Raw genomic sequence first — 17294 nt, 5'->3', positions numbered from 1 at the left:
GGTCAGCTCAGTTGCAGGCCTTGCCCTCGACCTTCATCTGCGCGGCGAACATCGGCACCTGGGCGATCTTGCCGGCAGCCGCCTGCTTCTTGGCGTCTTCCAGGTAGATGCGCGACTGGCCCTGCCCATCGAGTTCCGGCTTGGTGGTGACCGGCAGCCGCCACACGCGCACCACCGCCTGCTGTGCCGGGCAGGCGGCATTCGGCACGCGGATCACGTCATTGAGCTTCCAGCCCTTGGCTTCGCTGGGCTGCGCCTTGTCGTAATCGACAAAGCGCGCACGCGGCTGGCACTGCTCGCTGGTGCGGACCACGGCGAATTTGTATGGCTGTGCCGCCTCGCCGGTGAACACGCCTTCCAGCCGTGCGCAGGCTTCGGGAATCTGGCGCAGCGTGTGGGCCGCGCCTACCGCCTGCGGTGTGCCGGCGGCGCGCTGCAGCTCGGGGGTTTCGGCGGCGAAGGCGGACACGGCGGGCAACAGGGCCAGCCACAACAGATGACGGGGGGACATGGCAGGACTCCAACGGCGGGGGATGGGCCGAGGCTGCCAGTGGATGGCTGAACGGCGTGGCAAAGGCCGCGGGCACGCGCTTTGAAATCCTTGCTGGCATGCATCGAGGATTTGCCCGCATACTCGGGCCACCAGGGATTGCTGAACACCGCCACACGCTTGAAGACCGGCACGGTCTGAACGGGTTGGTTCATGGTTGCAGCCTGTTGTGCCCCGCGTGGAGACGTTCATCCGTTCACTGGATGTCATTCCATCACCCGGGAGGGGACATGCTGGAACGTTACGGGCTTTCTCTGGCGCTGTTGTGCGCCATTCTCGCGATTCTCTACGGCATCGTGTCGGCACGCTGGATCCTCCGGCAACCGGCCGGCAATGCCCGCATGCAGGAAATCGCCGCCGCCATCCAGGAAGGCGCGCGCGCCTATCTCAACCGTCAATACCTGACCATCGCCATCGCCGGTGCCGTGCTGTTCGTGCTGGTCGGCCTCTTCCTCAGCTGGTATACCGCGATCGGCTTCGCGATCGGTGCCGTGCTGTCCGGCGCGGCTGGCTACATCGGCATGAACGTTTCGGTGCGTGCCAACGTGCGTACCGCCGAGGCCGCCCGCAACGGCCTGAGTGCGGCCATGGACGTCGCCTTCCGCGGCGGTGCGATCACCGGCATGCTGGTGGTCGGGCTGGGTCTGCTGGGCGTGGCCGGCTATTACGCGCTGCTGCTGCGGCTCGGGCTGGATGTCGCGCAGACGCTGCACGCTCTGGTCGGGCTGGCCTTCGGCTCGTCGCTGATCTCGATCTTCGCGCGGCTGGGCGGTGGCATCTTCACCAAGGGCGCCGATGTCGGCGCGGACCTGGTCGGCAAGGTCGAAGCCGGCATCCCCGAGGATGACCCGCGCAACCCGGCGGTGATCGCCGACAACGTGGGCGACAACGTCGGCGACTGCGCCGGCATGGCCGCCGACCTGTTTGAAACCTACGCCGTCACCGTGATCGCCACGATGCTGCTCGGCAACCTGATGATCGCCGAGGCCGGGGCGAATGCGGTGCTGTATCCGCTGGTGCTGGGCGGCGTGTCGATCATCGCCTCGATCGTCGGCGCGCTGTTCGTCAAGGTGAAGCCCGGTGGCTCGATCATGGGCGCGCTGTACAAGGGCGTGATCGTGTCCGGTGTATTGGCCGCCATCGCGTTCTATCCGATCACCACCCAGCTGATGCCGGACAACGCGCACGGTGCGCTGAACCTGTATTTCTGCGCCTTGATCGGACTGGTGCTGACCGGGCTGATCGTGTGGATCACCGAGTACTACACCGGCACCCAGTACAAACCGGTGCAGCACGTGGCGCAGGCCTCCACCACCGGGCACGGCACCAACATCATCGCCGGCCTCGGTGTCTCGATGAAGTCCACCGCCCTGCCGGTGATCGCGGTGTGCGTGGCGATCTGGCTGGCGCACTACTTCGGTGGCCTGTACGGCATCGCCATCGCCGCGACCGCGATGCTTTCGATGGCCGGCATGATCGTGGCGCTGGACGCCTACGGCCCGATCACCGACAACGCCGGCGGCATCGCCGAGATGGCCGAACTGCCGCCGGAGATCCGCGACATCACCGATCCACTCGATGCCGTCGGAAACACCACCAAGGCGGTGACCAAGGGCTATGCGATCGGCTCGGCGGCGCTGGCCGCGCTGGTACTGTTCGCCGATTACACGCACAACCTGCAGGCGGCCAATCCCGGCGAGGTCTTCGCCTTCGACCTGTCCAACCATGAGGTGATCATCGGCCTGCTGATCGGCGGCCTGATCCCCTACCTGTTCGGTGCGATGGCGATGGAAGCGGTGGGCCGCGCGGCGGGTGCGGTGGTGGAGGAAGTGCGCCGCCAGTTCCGCGAGATTCCCGGGATCATGGACGGCACCGGCAAGCCGCAGTACGACCGCGCCGTGGACCTGCTGACCCGCTCGGCGATCCGCGAAATGATCATCCCCTCGCTGTTGCCCGTTGCGGTACCGGTGGTGGTCGGCCTGCTGCTCGGGCCGCGCGCACTCGGCGGCCTGCTGATCGGCACCATCGTCACCGGGCTGTTCGTGGCGATCTCGATGACCACCGGCGGCGGCGCGTGGGACAACGCCAAGAAGTACATCGAGGATGGCCACTTCGGCGGCAAGGGCAGCGAGGCGCACAAGGCCGCGGTCACCGGCGATACCGTCGGCGATCCCTACAAGGACACCGCCGGCCCGGCGATCAACCCGCTGATCAAGATCATCAACATCGTGGCATTGCTGCTGGTGCCACTGCTCTGAGTCGGGACGGGCGCGCTGGCCTCAGGCCAGCGCGTCCGTGCAGCGCGTGCGGGTTGCCACGCCTCAACGCCGCCGGAGGAAGAATGTCACCGGCACCATCACCTCCACCGGGTCGCCGGTGATCTCTGCTGGCGGCGGCGGCAACGGGCTGCCGCGCCGCACCGTGGCCAACGTTTCCTCATCCAGCAGCGGATGGCCGCTGCTCTGGCCCAGCCGGATATTGGAGGCGTTGCCCTGCCGGTCCACCGAGAAGCGCACATAGGCCACACCCTGCTGGCGCAGACGCTCGGCCTGGCGCGGATAACGACGGTACTGTTCCAGATGGCCCAGCAGCAGGCCCTGCCAGGTGACGGCCGCGCTGCCTTGGCGGCCAGCCACCGTCTGCGTGGCGGCATAGCGCTCGGACGGGCGTGCGGACACCTCCGGCGGTGCCAGGGTCTGGTCCACGTTGTGCTGGTCGGTCGGCGCTGCTTCGCGGGGTGTCTCGCGACGCAGGACGTCCTGCGCATCCGGCGCGTCATCCGGTGGGAGATCGATCTTCGGCACCGGCGTCGGCTCGGGCCGGTGCTGTTCCTGCTGCAGCGGCCCAGGCGGGATGTCCTTCCGTGGCGCGGACGGCGCCTCAGGTACCGGCGCCAACTCCACCATCACCGCTTCCACCGGCGTGTCACTGACCCGCACCGGCGCACGCTGCTCCCACCACAGCGCGCCGCCGATCAGCACGGCATGCACAGCCAGCACGAGGGCGAGGCTGCCTGCCCAGCGCAGTGTCGCGGCGGTGTCGCGGCTCATTCGCTGTGCTGCTCCACGCCCACCAGCGCGATCCGGCGATACCCGGCCGCACGCAGCGCGTTCATGGTCTGCATCAGCTCGCCATACGGCACGGCCTGATCGGCACGCAGGTAGATGCGCTGTTCGTGGTCGCCAGCGGTCAGCCGCTCCAGCGTGGCGTTCAGGCCCTCAGTGCCGACCGTCACATCGTTGACGCTCAGCGACAGATCGGCCTGCACCGAGAGGAACACCGGTTCGGCATCGCGCGGCTGTGGCTGCGCGGTGCTGGCCGGCAGCTCCACCGGCGTGTCCACCGTGGCCAGCGGCGCCGCCACCATGAAGATGATCAGCAGCACCAGCATCACGTCGATGAAGGGGGTGACGTTGATCTCGTGGCTTTCTTCCAGCGCATCGTCGTCGTGGCGGGCGGTCTTGATGGACATGGCCGACTCTCAGCGCGCGTCGCGCACGGCAGGCGCGCTGCCGAGGCGGTCCAGATCGCGCGATACCAACTGCTGCACGCCCGCGGACAAATCACCGAGCAAGCCGCGGATGCCGGCCATCACACGGGTGAAGTGGTTGTAGATCACCACGGCGGGAATCGCTGCGACCAGGCCGAGCGCAGTGGCCAGCAGCGCCTCGGCGATGCCTGGTGCGACCACGGCCAGATTCGTGGTGTTGGCGTGGGCGATGCCGATGAAACTGTTCATGATCCCCCACACCGTGCCGAACAACCCGACGAATGGCGCGATCGCGCCGATGCTGGCGAGCAGGCCCACCCCGGTGCGCAGCTGCCGCGCATGCGCCAGTTCGATGCGTTCCAGGCGCGAGGCGACCCGCTCCTTGATCCCGACCGGATCCTGCGCATCCTGCGAGAGGCGCAGCTCGGTCCGGGCCGCGTCGATCAGGTCATGCGCCGCGCCGTCGTCCAGCAGCGGATGCGTCTGCGCCACCGGCAGATGCGCGGCCTGCAGCAGCAGCGCGCGCGCCTGGCGCAGCCGCGTGCGTTGCCGGCCCAGTTCCCAGGTCTTGGCAACCAGCACCGTCCAGGTGGCGATCGAGGCGAGCGCCAGCCCGAACATCACAGTCTGCACCACGCCATCGGCGGCCTGGTACATGCCCCACGGGGTCAGGTCGTGCGGCAGTGCCGCCACGGCGGCAGGAAGAGCGATGGGCAAGGTCATGGGCGGAGTCGTCGGTCAGGGGCATCGCGGCACCGTGCAGGGCCGGAGGCAGGAAAGGGGCGGAAAGTATCGGGGGCAAGGCGGTGGGAATCAGTACCGGGCGGACAGCACGTTCAGCGCTGCGACGGGCGATCGGCCGTGGCCGACGGCTGCGGCGCAGGCCGTGACAGCACATACGCCGCGCTGGCCACGAAGAACAGCCCGACGCCGAGCAGCAGCGGCCAGGACGGATGCGCGCCCCAGCAGAACATGACGAACCCGAACGCCATGCCGGCGCCGGCGAAGGCCTTGCCCTTGCGGCTGATCGCGCCCTGTTCGCGCCACAGCCGCAGCGATGGACCGTAACGGGGGTGCTCGAGCAGCCGGCGTTCGAACGTCGGCGAGCTGCGCGCGAAGCAGCCGACCGCCAGGATCAGGAAGATCGTGGTCGGCATCACCGGCAGCAGGGCGCCGATGACGCCCAGCGCCACCATGATCCAGCCCAGGCCGAACCAGAGCCAGCGCATCATGGGCGGCGGTTGCGGTCCGGCGTGACGTGCCTGGGAGGCGCAGCGGTCATGCGAATTCTTCCTCGACATGCCCGTGCACGCTGCGGAAGGCCGCATCGGCCGCATCGATCACCTGCTGCTCCTGCGCCTCGGTCAGCGCGACACCATCGAGCGCAGCGGTGAACTCGCGCCAGTGGCGGGCGGCACCATCGGGATGGGCGGCCAGGTGACGGGCGCCGAAATTGCTGTCCAGGCCAAGACGTGCCGCCATCTTGTACAGCACGGTGCCACCGAGATTGGAGCCTTCGGCCACGTACAGCCAGCCCAGTGCCGCCGGCAGTGGCAGGTCACCATCCAACCGGGTGGACGTGGGCAGCGGCAGGGTCTGCTCCAGATCAGCCAGGTCGCGGGCGATCAGTGGCAGCCGGCGGCGCTCGTCCAGATCGGGCAGCAGTGCATCCAGCGCGGGATTGCCGTAGAGCGCGTCGATATCGCGGTGGAAGCGGTACTGCACGCGCAGGAACGTTGCGAACAGGTCGCGGCTGGCGAAGATGTCGCCGGCCATGATGCGCTTGTCCAGCGCGCCGTGGCTGTCACGGGTGGCCGCCTTGAGGCGTTGGCTGCGGGTGGCTTCGGGAGTATCGATGACGATCATGGCACTGCTTGGATGGGGAAGTGGGGCACGGTTCTCTGTTGAAGACGTCTGGCACGGGGGTAACCCCAAGCCCATTGTCGCGTGATCAGCAGTGCGAATGTCACATGCCACCGTCACGGCCTTGCCCCGATAATACGGACCACGCCCTGCCACTGGAATGACACGATGATCACCACCGAACCGCGCATGACCAATCTGTTCCTGCAGCTCGGCCTGGACGCCAGCGAGGAGGCGATTGCCGCCTTCATCCGCGATCACCAGCTGTCCAACGAGATCCGCCTGATCGAAGCGCCGTACTGGAACGACGGGCAGCGCCAGTTCCTGACCGAGCAGCTGCGCTCGGATGCGGAGTGGGCGATCGTGGTCGATGAGCTCAGTGAAGCCCTGCACGCCGATGCGACCGCACAGGCCAACGCCGGCTGAGCGATCGCGGGATGCCGATACCGGCCGCACGCCCTGTGTGCAGGCCGGATGCACGCAGGGGCCGGCAATGCCGGCCCCTGTCGTGTCCGGGCATCAGTAGCGGTAGGTCAGCGCCAGCCGCACGGTCCGGCCCGGTGCGGGCATCACGCCCAGCGCCAGTGGATCGAGGTAGTAGCGGTCGGTCAGGTTGTCCACATTGAGGTCCACCGCGAACTGCTCGCTGGCCTGCCAGCTGGCGAACAGATCCACGATGGTCGCCGGGCGGTACAGCTGCTGGATCGCCGACAGGCCGACGTTCCATTCCTTGTCCAGCGTGCTGATCGGGCCGGCGTTGTGGATCACCCGGGTGCCGACGCTGAGGCTCTGGTCGAACAGTCGCGAGCCCAGGGTCAGATTGACGTTGTAGCGCGGCGGGTTCTGCGTGTTGCTGTAGGACCCTTCAAAGCCACCATCCACGCAGTCCGGGGTGTTCTTCAGCTCCTCGATCCTGCGCTGGATCCCGTAGGCGCGGCGCTCGGCGGCGATGTCCGGCGCGCAGGTCTTGGCCTGGATGTAGTAATGCGCGGACAGATCGGCGAACACCGTGCCGCTGTCATAGCTGGACTGGAACTCCACGCCGGAGACCTTGAAACGGTCCACGTTGCGGATCAGGCCGGCCGACAGGGTGCGGTAGTCGCGGGTGATCAGGTGATCGATGCGCGTGTTGAAGTAGGCCAGCTTGAAGCCCGCCTGGTCGCCCTCGGTGAACAGGCTGTGGCGCACCGTGCTCGCGCCGATTTCCCAGGTCCCTGCCCGCTCCGGCTTGAGCTCACCGGTGGGCTTGGCCGCGGTGAACAGGCCCAGCGTGGTTTCGAACAGGCTGGGCAGCTTCACGCCTTCGGCGTACTTCACGTACACCATCGTGTCTTCGTCGAAGCGGTAGGCGACGCTGGCGCTGGGCATGAAGGCACTGTCGCGGCGGCGGATCGGCTGCGACCAGGTCCAGCTGACCGGCACGCTCAGGTCTTCGGCTTCATCGGCGTCATAGAAGTTCCAACCGGTGATGTCACCGACCGTGCCCTTCTCATACGGGGAGGCCAGCAACGAGGCCTCGGTGAACTGGCCATTGGCATCCGGATACCAGTTCAGCATGGCGATGCGCTTGGCGCGCCATGCCGGCAGGTTCGGGTTGCCATCCAGCAGCTGGGTGTAGCGGTACTGACCGATCACGCCGTAGGCGTCCGGCGTGGCCAGGCGGTTGCGGTCATGCACGTTGACGCGGTTGTAGCGGCCACCGACCAGCACTTCCCAATGCTCGTCCGGCTGCCATTTGACCGAGGCCACCGCGCTGTATTCCTTGCGCTCGGCATTGCGCAGGAAACGGTTGTTGACCAGGTCGTCGTGCATGACCGGCGAGTGCGGGCCGGGGCCGACGTCCTCGTCGCTGAAGGACAGGCCGTAGTCCAGCGTGAACAGCCCGGCGCCGGTATCCAGATGCGTGGTGTTGCCCACATCGACGCCGAGCCGCGTCTGCGTCAGCTCATTGCGGTAGGCATCCTTGTAGCCCGGATCGGTGTTGAACGACGGGCCGTCGTACCACTCCGTGCGGCGATCGAAGTACCACGGCGTGATGCCGGTCAGGCCGTTGTACATCAGGCTGTCGGCGTCGGTGTACCAGAGGTTGGCCTTCAGATCGATCAGCTCGTTGTCCGGGTTGAAGCGGTAGCGCAGGTTGTAGGCATCCATGTCGACATGACCCGGATCCCACTGCGGCACGCGGTCACGGTCCACGCGGATGATCTGCGAGGCCATGATTTCGCCCGCGGTGCCCTCATAGCGGCGGTAGCCGGCTTCCAGCGTCTGGTTGTCGTCGATGCGCCAGGTGCCCTTGAGCAGGAACGACGCCGAGCGCGAGGAGGTGTTGAACACTTCGGTGTCCGGCGGATTCAGCGGCGCCAGGGTGCGCCGGGTCTGCGGGAAATCGTCGTAGCCATGCTTGCCCGAGAAGTAGTTGCCGTTCTCGCGCCAGGCGTACGCCGCGACCAGATCGAAACGATCCCAGTGCTTGGCAGTGGCGATGTTGAAGAACTGGCTGCCCAGCGCGCTGCGGTCGGTACGCGGTGCGGCGTCATAGGCGGGCACGTTGTTGGCGCTGGCATTGGCCATGCCGGTGCGCACGCGCAGCCCGGCATCGCGGCCGTCGCGCAGTACGTCTTCGATCTTCAGCGTTTCCATCTCGACCACGCCACCGATGCCACCGGAAGCATTGACGCCCAGGCTCGGCCCCTTGGTGATGGTGATGTTGGAGATCAGGTCCGGATCGAGATAGGTGCGCTGCGACTGGCCCGCGTAGCCACGGTAGGTATCCATGGTGGACTGCCCACCGTCGATGATCACCGGGATGCGGCTCTGGCCCTGGATGCCGCGGATGTTCACGTCCAGCGCGTTGGCGGTGCGCGGATCGCCCGCGGTGACGCCGGCCACGCCCTTGACGATGTCCGCGGTGGAAGTGCCGCGGAAGCGCTCGATCGTGTCACGCGCGATGTACGCGCTGGAACCGGCCGTGCGGTACACCTCCAGCACACGCTCGGCATCGCTGCCGCCCTCGATGCGGTCACCGGCCACGCTCAGCGCGTCGGTGACGATCAGGCCATCGTCGTTGGCTGCCACTGCAGCGCGCTCCAGCGTGACCGCGTCCGGCCCGACCTGGCGCAGGCTCAGCCCGCTACCCTGCAGCAGGCGCAGCAAGGCAGCCTGCGCATCCATCTGCCCGGCCACCGCCGTGGAGGTCACGCCTTCGGCCAGCGCGGCCGGATAGGCGACCTGCACCCCGGACTGCCGCATGTAGGTGCGCAGCGCATCGGACAGCGGCTGGGCGGGAATGTCGAACCGCAGCGTCGCCGCAGCCGGTACCGGGCTGGATTGGGCGAATGCCGGCAGGCCGGGCGCGGCCGCCAGGCCAGCAGTAAGCAGAGCGATGCAGAGACGTGACGGGCGCGGACGATGGGCCGCGCGGGGGGAGATGCGCATGGAAAACCTGTCAGAAGATCAGTGCCGCAGAGGCGGGTCACCCGCACGCAGGTGCGGATGCAGCGGACGTACGTGGCGGCGGCGGGTACGTTATGCCGAGTAAGACGAACGAACCGGGCACAGCCCCAAGACCGGTTGCGCTACTGCGCCGGTGCCACGATCGCCACGCCCATCGGCAGGCGGGTGACGCTCAGCCCGGCGCTGACGGCCAGCGCATCGAGCGCCTGCTCCGGGCGATCAATACGGAACGCCGCGTTGACCGCCGGCAAGGCCGACAGATCGCCACGCACGAAAGTGGCACCCGGGCGGTAGCGCGCAATGCGCTGCACCGCCTCCTCCACGCTGGCCGTCTCCAGCAGCAGTTCGCCGTCGCGCCAGGCCGCAATGCGGTCCAGCGCAACATCGTCCAGCCGCGTGACCCGGCCGGCTGGCGCAATGCGCGCCCGCTGGCCCGCATCGAGATAGGTCCAGCCGCCTCGTTCAGTGGCCGCAACCCGCACGCGCCCCTGCTCGACCACCGCCTCGACCTGGTCGTTCCAGCGGGACACGGCGAATGCGGTGGAGATATCTTCAACCACACTGCCCTGCGCTTCTACCTGGAACGGGCGGGACGCCTCGTGCGCCACCTCGAACCAGGCCTGGCCACGCAGCAGCGCGATACGACGCACATGACCGTCGTAGTGGACGGCGATGGCACTGTCGGCATCCAGTACCGCACGGCTGCCATCGGGCAGCGATACCGTCTCGATCGCACGCGTGCTGCGGTGATCGGCCTGCAGCCGCAGCCACGCATCGGGCGCGACCCATGCCAAGGCCAGCACGGCTGCCGTCGCCACGCTCCACGCGTGCCAGCGGGCCCGCCGTTGACGCGGCACCGCCACTGCCGCCGCGGGGGGGCGTGGCCCAAGACTGCGCCAAAGCTGACGTTCGTGTTCGAAGGCATGCCGGTGCCCGGGCTCACCCAGCCACTGCTCGAAGGCCTGCATCTGTCCCGCATCGGTCGCACCGGAGGCCAGCCAGGCAATCCAGGCCCGCGCCTGGACAGCGACAGCATCGGACGGCGGCGGACAGGGAGAGGAAGAAGGGGGGGGCGGGCTCATGGCTGGCGATGGGTGGCGCAGTCACGCGCGGGCAAGGGATGGACGCAGTCAACACGCCATTATGATCAAGACGGTCGGCAGACGTGTATCCCCAAGTCGGATATCAGCGCGCTTCAGCGGCCACTGCGTGCCCAGGCCAGTCGTTGCAGTGCGCTGCGCACATGATTCTCCACGGTCGTTACCGACACCCCCTGGCGCCTGGCGATGTCCGCCTGGGTCATGCCCTGCAGGCGGTTGAGCCGGAAGATGGTGCGGGTCGGCTCGGGCAGATGCTCGGCCGCCTCCAGCACGCGCTGCAGTTCGTCCTGCGCCATGACCTGCTCTTCGGTGGAGAGCACTTCGTCCGGTCCCCACAGGTAATGCTCGGCAAGCAGTCGCGTGCGCCGCGTGCGCTCACGGCCGTGATCCGTAGCCAGATTCACCGCCAAACGATAGAGATAGGCGCGGGGATTGCGGATCGGCTGGCCGCTATCCACGCCACGCGCCTTGAACCAGATGGACTGGATCACATCTTCGGCGCCGCCGTCACTGCCCAGGATGCGCTGGACCAGGCGCAGCAGCGCCGGGCGCTCGCGGATCAACAGCTCGGTGAGGGTGGCGTTGGAGGACATGGGCCGATGCACGTAGCGGGACCGCAGGAAGACGGCCATCCGTAAGCCGCGGCATGTTACTCCGCAAATGAGAATGAGTCACGTTTGAACTGCGCGGGATTTCGATGTGACGACGCGCCCCTAGAGGCACGCCGTCAGTCCGTCGTAGATGCTGTCGGGGGTTCCGGGCAACGCCACATGCAAGGCATCGTCCTGCTCCAGCGCCTGCAGCAGGACGGGCAGCAGCGTGGTGGCCGCCAGCGGCGCGCGGCAGGCCCACGTCCGCGCGTCCACCGCGATACGGCCCGTCGCAGTGTCCACGCGCGCGGTGCTGCCGGTGAACGTCCACACGCATTCCTGCACCCGTCCGCTGGCGGCCTCGACCGAGCAGCGAAAACGCAGCGCCTGAAGGTTGTGATACTCACCTTCGCAGAACGTGTCGCCACAGAGGTCGTTGAAGCCCCGGACCAAGCGGGCTTCCACCGCACGGAAGCGCTCCCAGCCCGCGGCCTGGGTCGGGTAGGTCCGCGCGTCGATGAAGGTCTCCGCGGTACGGCCGTCCATCGGGAGGCTGCAGACTGCCAGCACCAGCAGAGCGCTCGGGAAGATCGGTTTCATGGGTGTCTCCTGTACGGCGTTGGGGAAGCGCAGGCTCAGTTGAGGCACTCGAACAGCGCGTCGTGCATGGATCGGTGTGTGCCCGGAAGCGGCCGGGTCAATGCGTCACGTCGCCCGAGTGCGGTATGCAGCGCTTCCACGGAGGTATGGGGCGCCAATGGCGCCGCGCACGCCCAGGTACGGCTGTCCGGCACTACCTCGCCGGTGGTCGGCTCCACCTCCAGATTGCCGGCCGCGATGACCAGCGCGCAGGACGCGACGCTTCCACTGGGCGCGTGTACCGAGCAGCGGAACTGCAGGACGATGTGATTGCTGAATTCACCTTCGCAGTACGTATCGCCGCAGAGGTCATGGAACTGCCGTGTCAGATGATCCTGGAGATCGTAGAAGCGGTCCCAGTTGGCTTCGTTGTAGGGGTAGTCGACCAGATCCACGTACGCACCACTGCGGGCACGGGCCTCCCCGGCCACCGCCGTGAGGGACAGGACGAGCGCCATCGACAGGCAGGCCATCCGAGTTGTCAGGGTCATCACCATCCTCCAAGCGGGTTCATGGCCATGATCGACCGCTCGGCCAGGCGCAACCATCGGCGCTCTGCCCGGGGCAGGGTCGGGATTGGTGGCACCGCCCTGTGGGGGTCTGCCCCCCCGTCCCGCGCGCAGGCTGACCTTCCTGGGCCGCGCCCGCCGCGGATCGACCCATCGGCGGCACGACCGCTGCACGCTGGCCGCCAATGGGCCTAAAATGGCGGACTTTGCGCCCTACCCCCTCTCAGCTGGAGCACACCCATGGGTCTGGAACTCGTTTCGCCGGGCAAGAACCCGCCGGAAGAAATCAACGTCATCATCGAAATCCCGAAGGATTCCGAGCCGGTGAAGTACGAAGTGGACAAGGAAACCGGCGCGATCTTCGTCGACCGCATCCTCTCCACCCCGATGCGCTACCCCTGCAACTACGGCTACGTGCCGAGCACCCTGTGCGGCGACGGTGATCCGGCCGACGTGCTGGTGGTCCTGCCGCTGCCGCTGGTCCCGGGCTCGGTGGTGCGTTGCCGTCCGGTCGGCGTGCTCAAAATGAGCGATGAAGCCGGCAGCGACGAGAAGATCCTGGCCGTGCCGATCTCCAAGGTGTTCAGTGGCTACGCCCACGTCGAAGACATCGAGCAGGTGTCCAGCCACTGGCTGGAGCGCATCGGCCACTTCTTCGAGCACTACAAGGATCTGGAGAAGGGCAAGTGGGTCAAGCTGGATGGCTGGGGCGGCGCCGCCGAAGCCAAGAAAATCCTGGTGGAAGCCCACCAGCGCTACCTCGGCAACATCGCCTGAGACTGAACGACATCGCTCCGGCGCACACTGCCGGAGCGATGCGCATCACGTTTTTTCAATGCGGCACATCACTATTCGTGCCGGATTGGGTACATTGCGTCTCTTAACACCGTCCACGGTGCGTTTCACCGTGGTCAGCCAGGGGACCGTGTCGTGCGCATTCTGCTTGTTGGGGACGAAGCCAGCCTGTCGGCTGAGCTGTTGGAATTCATTGCCGATCTTGGGGAAGAGTGGCAGCCACTGACCGCCATCGATGGCCACAGCGCCATGGGCATCGTCGCCGCCTCGCCGGTCGATGCGGTGATCGTGTGTCCGCAGTTGCCGGACCTCAATGCCACCACGCTGCTCGGCCAGATCCGGACCCTGCGCCCTGAGACCATCCGCATTGCCCTGGTGGATGCCGAGCACGGCACCCGCCCGCCGCCGGCACGCCTGATCGGCGTGGCTCATCGCTTCCTGCCTATGCCACTGGCCCCGGAAGTCCTGCTGGAAGCATTGACCAGCCTGGAAGAGCTGCGCGAACTGCTCGACAGCGCGCGCCTGCGCAGCGCCATCGGCCGGATCGAGAAGCTGCCCTCCCCGCCCCACCTTTACCTGTCGCTGACCCAGGCGCTGGAACACGACGACGACACCAACACCGCCGACGTGGCCAAGCTGGTCTCAGCCGATCCGGCCATCGCCGCCAAAGTGCTGCAGTTGTCCAATTCGGCGTTCTTCAACAACGGCCGGATCATTTCCGACCTGCGCACCGCCGTAACCCGGCTGGGACTGTCGACCCTGCGCGACCTGGTCCTGGCCAGCGAAGTGTTCTCCGCCCAGCCGCTGTCCGGCGCCGAGCGCAACTCGCTGCAACAGCGCGCGCTGCTGGCCTCGCGCCTGGCCGCCAAGCTGTTGCCGGAGTCCAGCGCGGAACTGGGTGCCACCGCGGCCCTGCTGGCCGACATCGGCCTGCTGCTGCCCGGCGTGCGCAATGAGCGCACCGCGCCGGCCGATGCCGCTGACGACCGTCCCGGCCACGCCGAGGCCGGCGCCTACCTGCTCGGCCTGTGGGGCCTGCCGATGCCGATCATCGAGGCGGTGGCGTTCCACCTGCAGCCACAGAAGTCCAACACCCGCAGCTTCTGGGTGACCGGTGCGGTGCATGTGGCGCTGGCGCTGATCAACGGCGACCCGGTCGATGAGGAGTACCTGCAGCGCGCGGGCGTGCTGAACAAGTTGCCGCTGTGGCGTGAACATGCCAATGCACTGATGGGGCTGGTCGCCGCCGACGCCTGAGCATTCAATGCTGTGTGACAACGATGGCGCGCCCAGGTGGCGCGCCATCGTCGTTTCAGCGGTTCGTGGATCCACACCTGTTGGTGGATCCACAACGAAAAGAGGGCGGACCTTGCGGCCCGCCCTCCTTTGTCTGCACCAATGCTTCGATGGATCAGAAGCGCTGGGTGTACTTCATGTACAGGAAGCGACCGACGTCGAAGCCACCGTAGTAGGCGAAGCTCGAGTTCGGGGCCGAGTACATCAGCGCACCGCGATGGTCGAACACGTTGTTCGCGCCAACAGCGATGGTGGCATCCCACGGCGCATTCCAGCTGACCTGCACGTCATGGAACGTGTTGGAACCGGTGTGACGCAGCGGATCGGACTCGCCATTGGCCATGTGGTTCGGAGCATCACACCAGCCTTCGGCCTCGGTGATGCAGCTTTCCTTCATGCCCGAGTAGTAACGAGCGGTCCAGTTGACGCCGAAGTCACCCAGCTCCCAGTTCACACCCAGGTTCGAGCGGACGCGGAACAGGCCGGCTTCGCCGACGCGGCCGATGGTGATGTTGTCACCCGCCGAGTTCTGGCCAGCTTCGTCGTACTTGGCCAGGTAGCTGGTCTGCCAATCCAGGCTGATCTTGCCGATGGACAGTTCCGGCAGACGATACTTGACGCCCAGGTCGTAACCTTCGGTTTCCATCGAGCCCAGGTTGGCCAGGCCGTAGGTCAGTGCGTCGATGTGGCCATCGGCCGCACGCGACACGCCTTCGCAACGGGCGGCATTGCCGAGCACGTAGCAGTCACGCAGGATGCGATCAACGCTGTCAGCGATGATCATGTCCTTGATCTCGTAACGGTACCAATCCAGCGAGATGTCCAGACCCTGCACCCAGCGCGGGCTCCAGACCAGACCAGCGGTCTTGCTCGTGGAGGTTTCCGGGCGGAGCTCGGAGTTCGAGCCGCTGATGAACTGGTCCGGGGTCGCGCACGGGAAGGTGCTGCAGGGCGTACCGCCCTGGCCAACCTGCACGTACGACGGCGAGACGCCCGCCGCGGTGCAGGCAGCATTGCCGGCAACGCTGCCCGCTGCGGTCGAACCGCACGGATCGGTGTAACGCTCGAAGCTGGAGTTCTGGCCACCGTACAGATCGTCGATGGTCGGAGCACGGAAGCCTTCAGCGTAGGTCGCACGGACCAGCAGCTCGTCGATCGGACGCCACACCAGGCCGAACTTGGAGTTGATGGTGTCACCGAAGTTGCTGTAGTCCGAGTAGCGGCTGGCAGCGTTGAAGGTCAGTTCCTTGGCGAACGCCATGTCCGACAGGATCGGCACATTCAGTTCGAGGTAGAACTCATCCAGGCTGTAGTCGCCCGAGGTCGTGGTCGAGGCCAGACCCGTGCTGCGGCCCGACTGGCGGAAGGCGTCCGGCACGAAGGTGCCTTCTTCCTTGCGGTGCTCATAGCCCATCGCCACGCCGAGTTCACCGGCCGGCAGATCGATGATCGAACCGGAGAGGTTGGCCGTGAAGCTGGTGGTCTTGGTGACGCCGGTGTCGGTGTAGGTCGGGAACAGGAAGTTCTGCAGGTCCGGATCGGACAGCGAACCCTGGCCAGCCACGCCGTACGGCAGCAGCGGGTTCCACGGACGGCAGGCGCCCAGCTCGATCGGATTGGCAGCGGTACCGCACTGCGCGATGTTCTGGCCGTTGATGAACGACGGGCCCAGGGCCTGCTCGGACGCGATCAGGCTCATGTCGCCGTGACCGGTCTTGGTCAGCTCGTTGCGGTTCCACAGCGCGCCGACGTCCCAATCCCAGGTCTTGCCGGCAACTTCGAAGTAGCCGTTCAAGGTCGGGGCGAAGCGCAGGGTCTTCAGGTCATTGACCGTGGTACGCGGCACTTCCCACAGGCGACGACGGAACTCGACGTCCTGGCCCGGAACCGGGCTGAAGGCGCTGGCGCCCGACAGCGGGGTGCCGAACGACAACGACTGGTACGGGTAACCGGCGATCTGCTGATCGGTGGTGCGCTGGTTGTACAGCAGGTCGGCGTTGAAGGTGATCGAGTCGGTCAGATCGTAGTTGCCGTTGACGTACACGGACTTACGCTCGACGCCGGTCTGCACCATCATCTGCTGGTTGGCGTTGGAATACTCTTCCGGGGTCAGCTCGTGGTAATCGGCCGAGTTGGTCGGATTGCCACCCTGGTTCAGGGTGAACCACTCCGGCTGCGGCTGGCCAGCCGCACGCGGCTTGCAGTTGCCCCACACGCGCGGGTCGCACCAGGTGCTGTTCTGGCTCAGTGCGCTCCAGTCTTCCGGGGTCGAGTTCGGACCCAGGCCGCCATCACGGCTGAACCAACGGTCCTTGGCCCACACCGGATCCTGCTTGGAGTATTCGGCCGACAGGGTCACGCCACCGCGCTCGCCTTCCGAGCCCAGGGTGAACGAGTAGGTGTTGGTGTCGCCGTCGCCGCGGCCGTACTGGCCGACGTAGACGCTGGCTTCAGCACCGTCGAAGCGCTTGCGGGTGATCACGTTGACCACGCCGGCAATGGCGTCCGAACCGTAGATGGCGGACGCGCCATCCTTCAGCACTTCAATGCGCTCCACAGCCGACATCGGGATCTGGCTCAGATCCTGGTAGCCGGCGGTGGTGGCGCCGAGGCGCTTGCCGTTCATCAGCACCAGCGTGCGCTGTGCGCCGAGGTTGCGCAGATCGACGTAGTAGCCACCGACGTTTTCGCCGGAGGACAGTGCGTCAGCGCGCGAGATGGCCGGCGAGCCGGCCGAGGTCAGGTTCTGCAGCACGTCTGCGACCGAGGTGTAGCCCTGCTTTTCCAGGTTCTCACGGCTCAGGGTCAGGATCGGCTGCTGGGTCTCCATCGAGGCGCCGCGAATGCGCGAACCAGTGACTTCAATGCGATCCAGGTCGGTCGCGCCCTTGGCTTCCTGTGCGGAAGCGAAGGTCGGCGTCAGCGCAAGCGCAATGCCGGCGGGCAGAAGGCCCAGCCGCACTGCGGGAGTACGAAAATTCATTTATCTCTCCGAGGTACGTTAGTAGC

16 protein-coding genes are annotated in these 17294 nt (G+C 66.8%); 4 read left to right on the top strand and 12 right to left on the bottom strand.

The window, feature by feature from the left end; translation table 11 throughout:
- Nucleotides 1-7 precede the first annotated feature (7 nt).
- Nucleotides 8-511 (bottom strand): hypothetical protein, encoded by a 504-nt coding sequence (locus ACWV8V_RS15095; RefSeq protein WP_455900109.1) that lies wholly within the window; start codon nucleotides 509-511, stop codon nucleotides 8-10.
- A gap of 269 nt (nucleotides 512-780) precedes the next feature.
- On the opposite strand from ACWV8V_RS15095, the gene ACWV8V_RS15090 reads away from it, so the two are divergent.
- Nucleotides 781-2808, top strand: coding sequence for a sodium-translocating pyrophosphatase (locus ACWV8V_RS15090; protein ID WP_455900108.1), 2028 nt, complete (start codon nucleotides 781-783; stop codon nucleotides 2806-2808).
- 63 nt (nucleotides 2809-2871) lie between these two features.
- On the opposite strand, the gene ACWV8V_RS15085 is transcribed toward ACWV8V_RS15090, so the two are convergent.
- The 5 genes from ACWV8V_RS15085 to ACWV8V_RS15065 all read right to left on the bottom strand — a co-directional run bounded on the left by ACWV8V_RS15085 (nucleotide 2872) and on the right by ACWV8V_RS15065 (nucleotide 5906).
- On the bottom strand, nucleotides 2872-3600 hold the full coding sequence (locus ACWV8V_RS15085) for an energy transducer TonB (RefSeq protein WP_259259238.1): 729 nt from the start codon (nucleotides 3598-3600) through the stop codon (nucleotides 2872-2874).
- Nucleotides 3597-4022, bottom strand: a complete 426-nt coding sequence (gene exbD / locus ACWV8V_RS15080) for a TonB system transport protein ExbD (protein WP_455900107.1) — start codon at nucleotides 4020-4022, stop codon at nucleotides 3597-3599. The genes ACWV8V_RS15085 and exbD overlap by 4 nt, the downstream gene beginning before the upstream one ends.
- Before the next feature lie 9 nt (nucleotides 4023-4031).
- Complete coding sequence (gene exbB, locus ACWV8V_RS15075) at nucleotides 4032-4763, bottom strand: tonB-system energizer ExbB (RefSeq protein ID WP_455900106.1); 732 nt, start codon at nucleotides 4761-4763, stop codon at nucleotides 4032-4034.
- 113 nt (nucleotides 4764-4876) lie between these two features.
- On the bottom strand, nucleotides 4877-5269 hold the full coding sequence (locus tag ACWV8V_RS15070; RefSeq protein WP_310443492.1) for a YbaN family protein: 393 nt from the start codon (nucleotides 5267-5269) through the stop codon (nucleotides 4877-4879).
- A gap of 49 nt (nucleotides 5270-5318) precedes the next feature.
- Nucleotides 5319-5906: a biliverdin-producing heme oxygenase gene (locus tag ACWV8V_RS15065; RefSeq protein ID WP_259259232.1), complete on the bottom strand. Its 588-nt coding sequence runs from the start codon at nucleotides 5904-5906 to the stop codon at nucleotides 5319-5321.
- Between the two features lie 165 nt (nucleotides 5907-6071).
- Here ACWV8V_RS15065 and ACWV8V_RS15060 point away from each other — a divergent pair, with 165 nt between their 5' ends.
- On the top strand, nucleotides 6072-6329 hold the full coding sequence (locus ACWV8V_RS15060) for a DUF2789 domain-containing protein (protein WP_088432639.1): 258 nt from the start codon (nucleotides 6072-6074) through the stop codon (nucleotides 6327-6329).
- Between the two features lie 93 nt (nucleotides 6330-6422).
- Here the strand turns inward: ACWV8V_RS15060 and ACWV8V_RS15055 are convergent, their stop codons facing one another.
- The 5 genes from ACWV8V_RS15055 to ACWV8V_RS15035 form a co-directional block, all read right to left on the bottom strand.
- Nucleotides 6423-9338 carry a TonB-dependent receptor domain-containing protein gene (locus ACWV8V_RS15055; protein ID WP_455900105.1) on the bottom strand — a complete coding sequence of 972 codons (2916 nt, stop codon included), beginning with the start codon at nucleotides 9336-9338 and terminating at the stop codon, nucleotides 6423-6425.
- Between the two features lie 140 nt (nucleotides 9339-9478).
- Nucleotides 9479-10438, bottom strand: a complete 960-nt coding sequence (locus tag ACWV8V_RS15050) for a FecR family protein (RefSeq protein ID WP_455900104.1) — start codon at nucleotides 10436-10438, stop codon at nucleotides 9479-9481.
- Between the two features lie 113 nt (nucleotides 10439-10551).
- The gene (locus tag ACWV8V_RS15045) at nucleotides 10552-11049 is read right to left on the bottom strand and encodes an RNA polymerase sigma factor (protein ID WP_455900103.1); all 498 of its coding nucleotides are present in this window, start codon (nucleotides 11047-11049) and stop codon (nucleotides 10552-10554) included.
- Between the two features lie 120 nt (nucleotides 11050-11169).
- Nucleotides 11170-11646 carry a hypothetical protein gene (locus tag ACWV8V_RS15040; protein ID WP_259259222.1) on the bottom strand — a complete coding sequence of 159 codons (477 nt, stop codon included), beginning with the start codon at nucleotides 11644-11646 and terminating at the stop codon, nucleotides 11170-11172.
- 35 nt (nucleotides 11647-11681) lie between these two features.
- Nucleotides 11682-12176 carry a hypothetical protein gene (locus ACWV8V_RS15035; RefSeq protein ID WP_259259221.1) on the bottom strand — a complete coding sequence of 165 codons (495 nt, stop codon included), beginning with the start codon at nucleotides 12174-12176 and terminating at the stop codon, nucleotides 11682-11684.
- Nucleotides 12177-12434: 258 nt separating this feature from the next.
- Between ACWV8V_RS15035 and ppa the strand changes: the two genes are divergently transcribed.
- Nucleotides 12435-12971: an inorganic diphosphatase gene (gene ppa / locus ACWV8V_RS15030; protein WP_019183821.1), complete on the top strand. Its 537-nt coding sequence runs from the start codon at nucleotides 12435-12437 to the stop codon at nucleotides 12969-12971.
- A gap of 153 nt (nucleotides 12972-13124) precedes the next feature.
- Nucleotides 13125-14246, top strand: a complete 1122-nt coding sequence (locus ACWV8V_RS15025) for a response regulator (RefSeq protein WP_259259220.1) — start codon at nucleotides 13125-13127, stop codon at nucleotides 14244-14246.
- A gap of 154 nt (nucleotides 14247-14400) precedes the next feature.
- On the opposite strand, the gene ACWV8V_RS15020 is transcribed toward ACWV8V_RS15025, so the two are convergent.
- Nucleotides 14401-17268 (bottom strand): TonB-dependent receptor, encoded by a 2868-nt coding sequence (locus ACWV8V_RS15020; RefSeq protein ID WP_259259219.1) that lies wholly within the window; start codon nucleotides 17266-17268, stop codon nucleotides 14401-14403.
- Nucleotides 17269-17294 lie beyond the last annotated feature (26 nt).

Source organism: Stenotrophomonas sp. Ker107b (assembly GCF_053847245.1).
The sequence above is the reverse complement of the archived record's forward strand: the minus strand, read 5'-3'. Positions and strand labels throughout refer to the sequence as shown.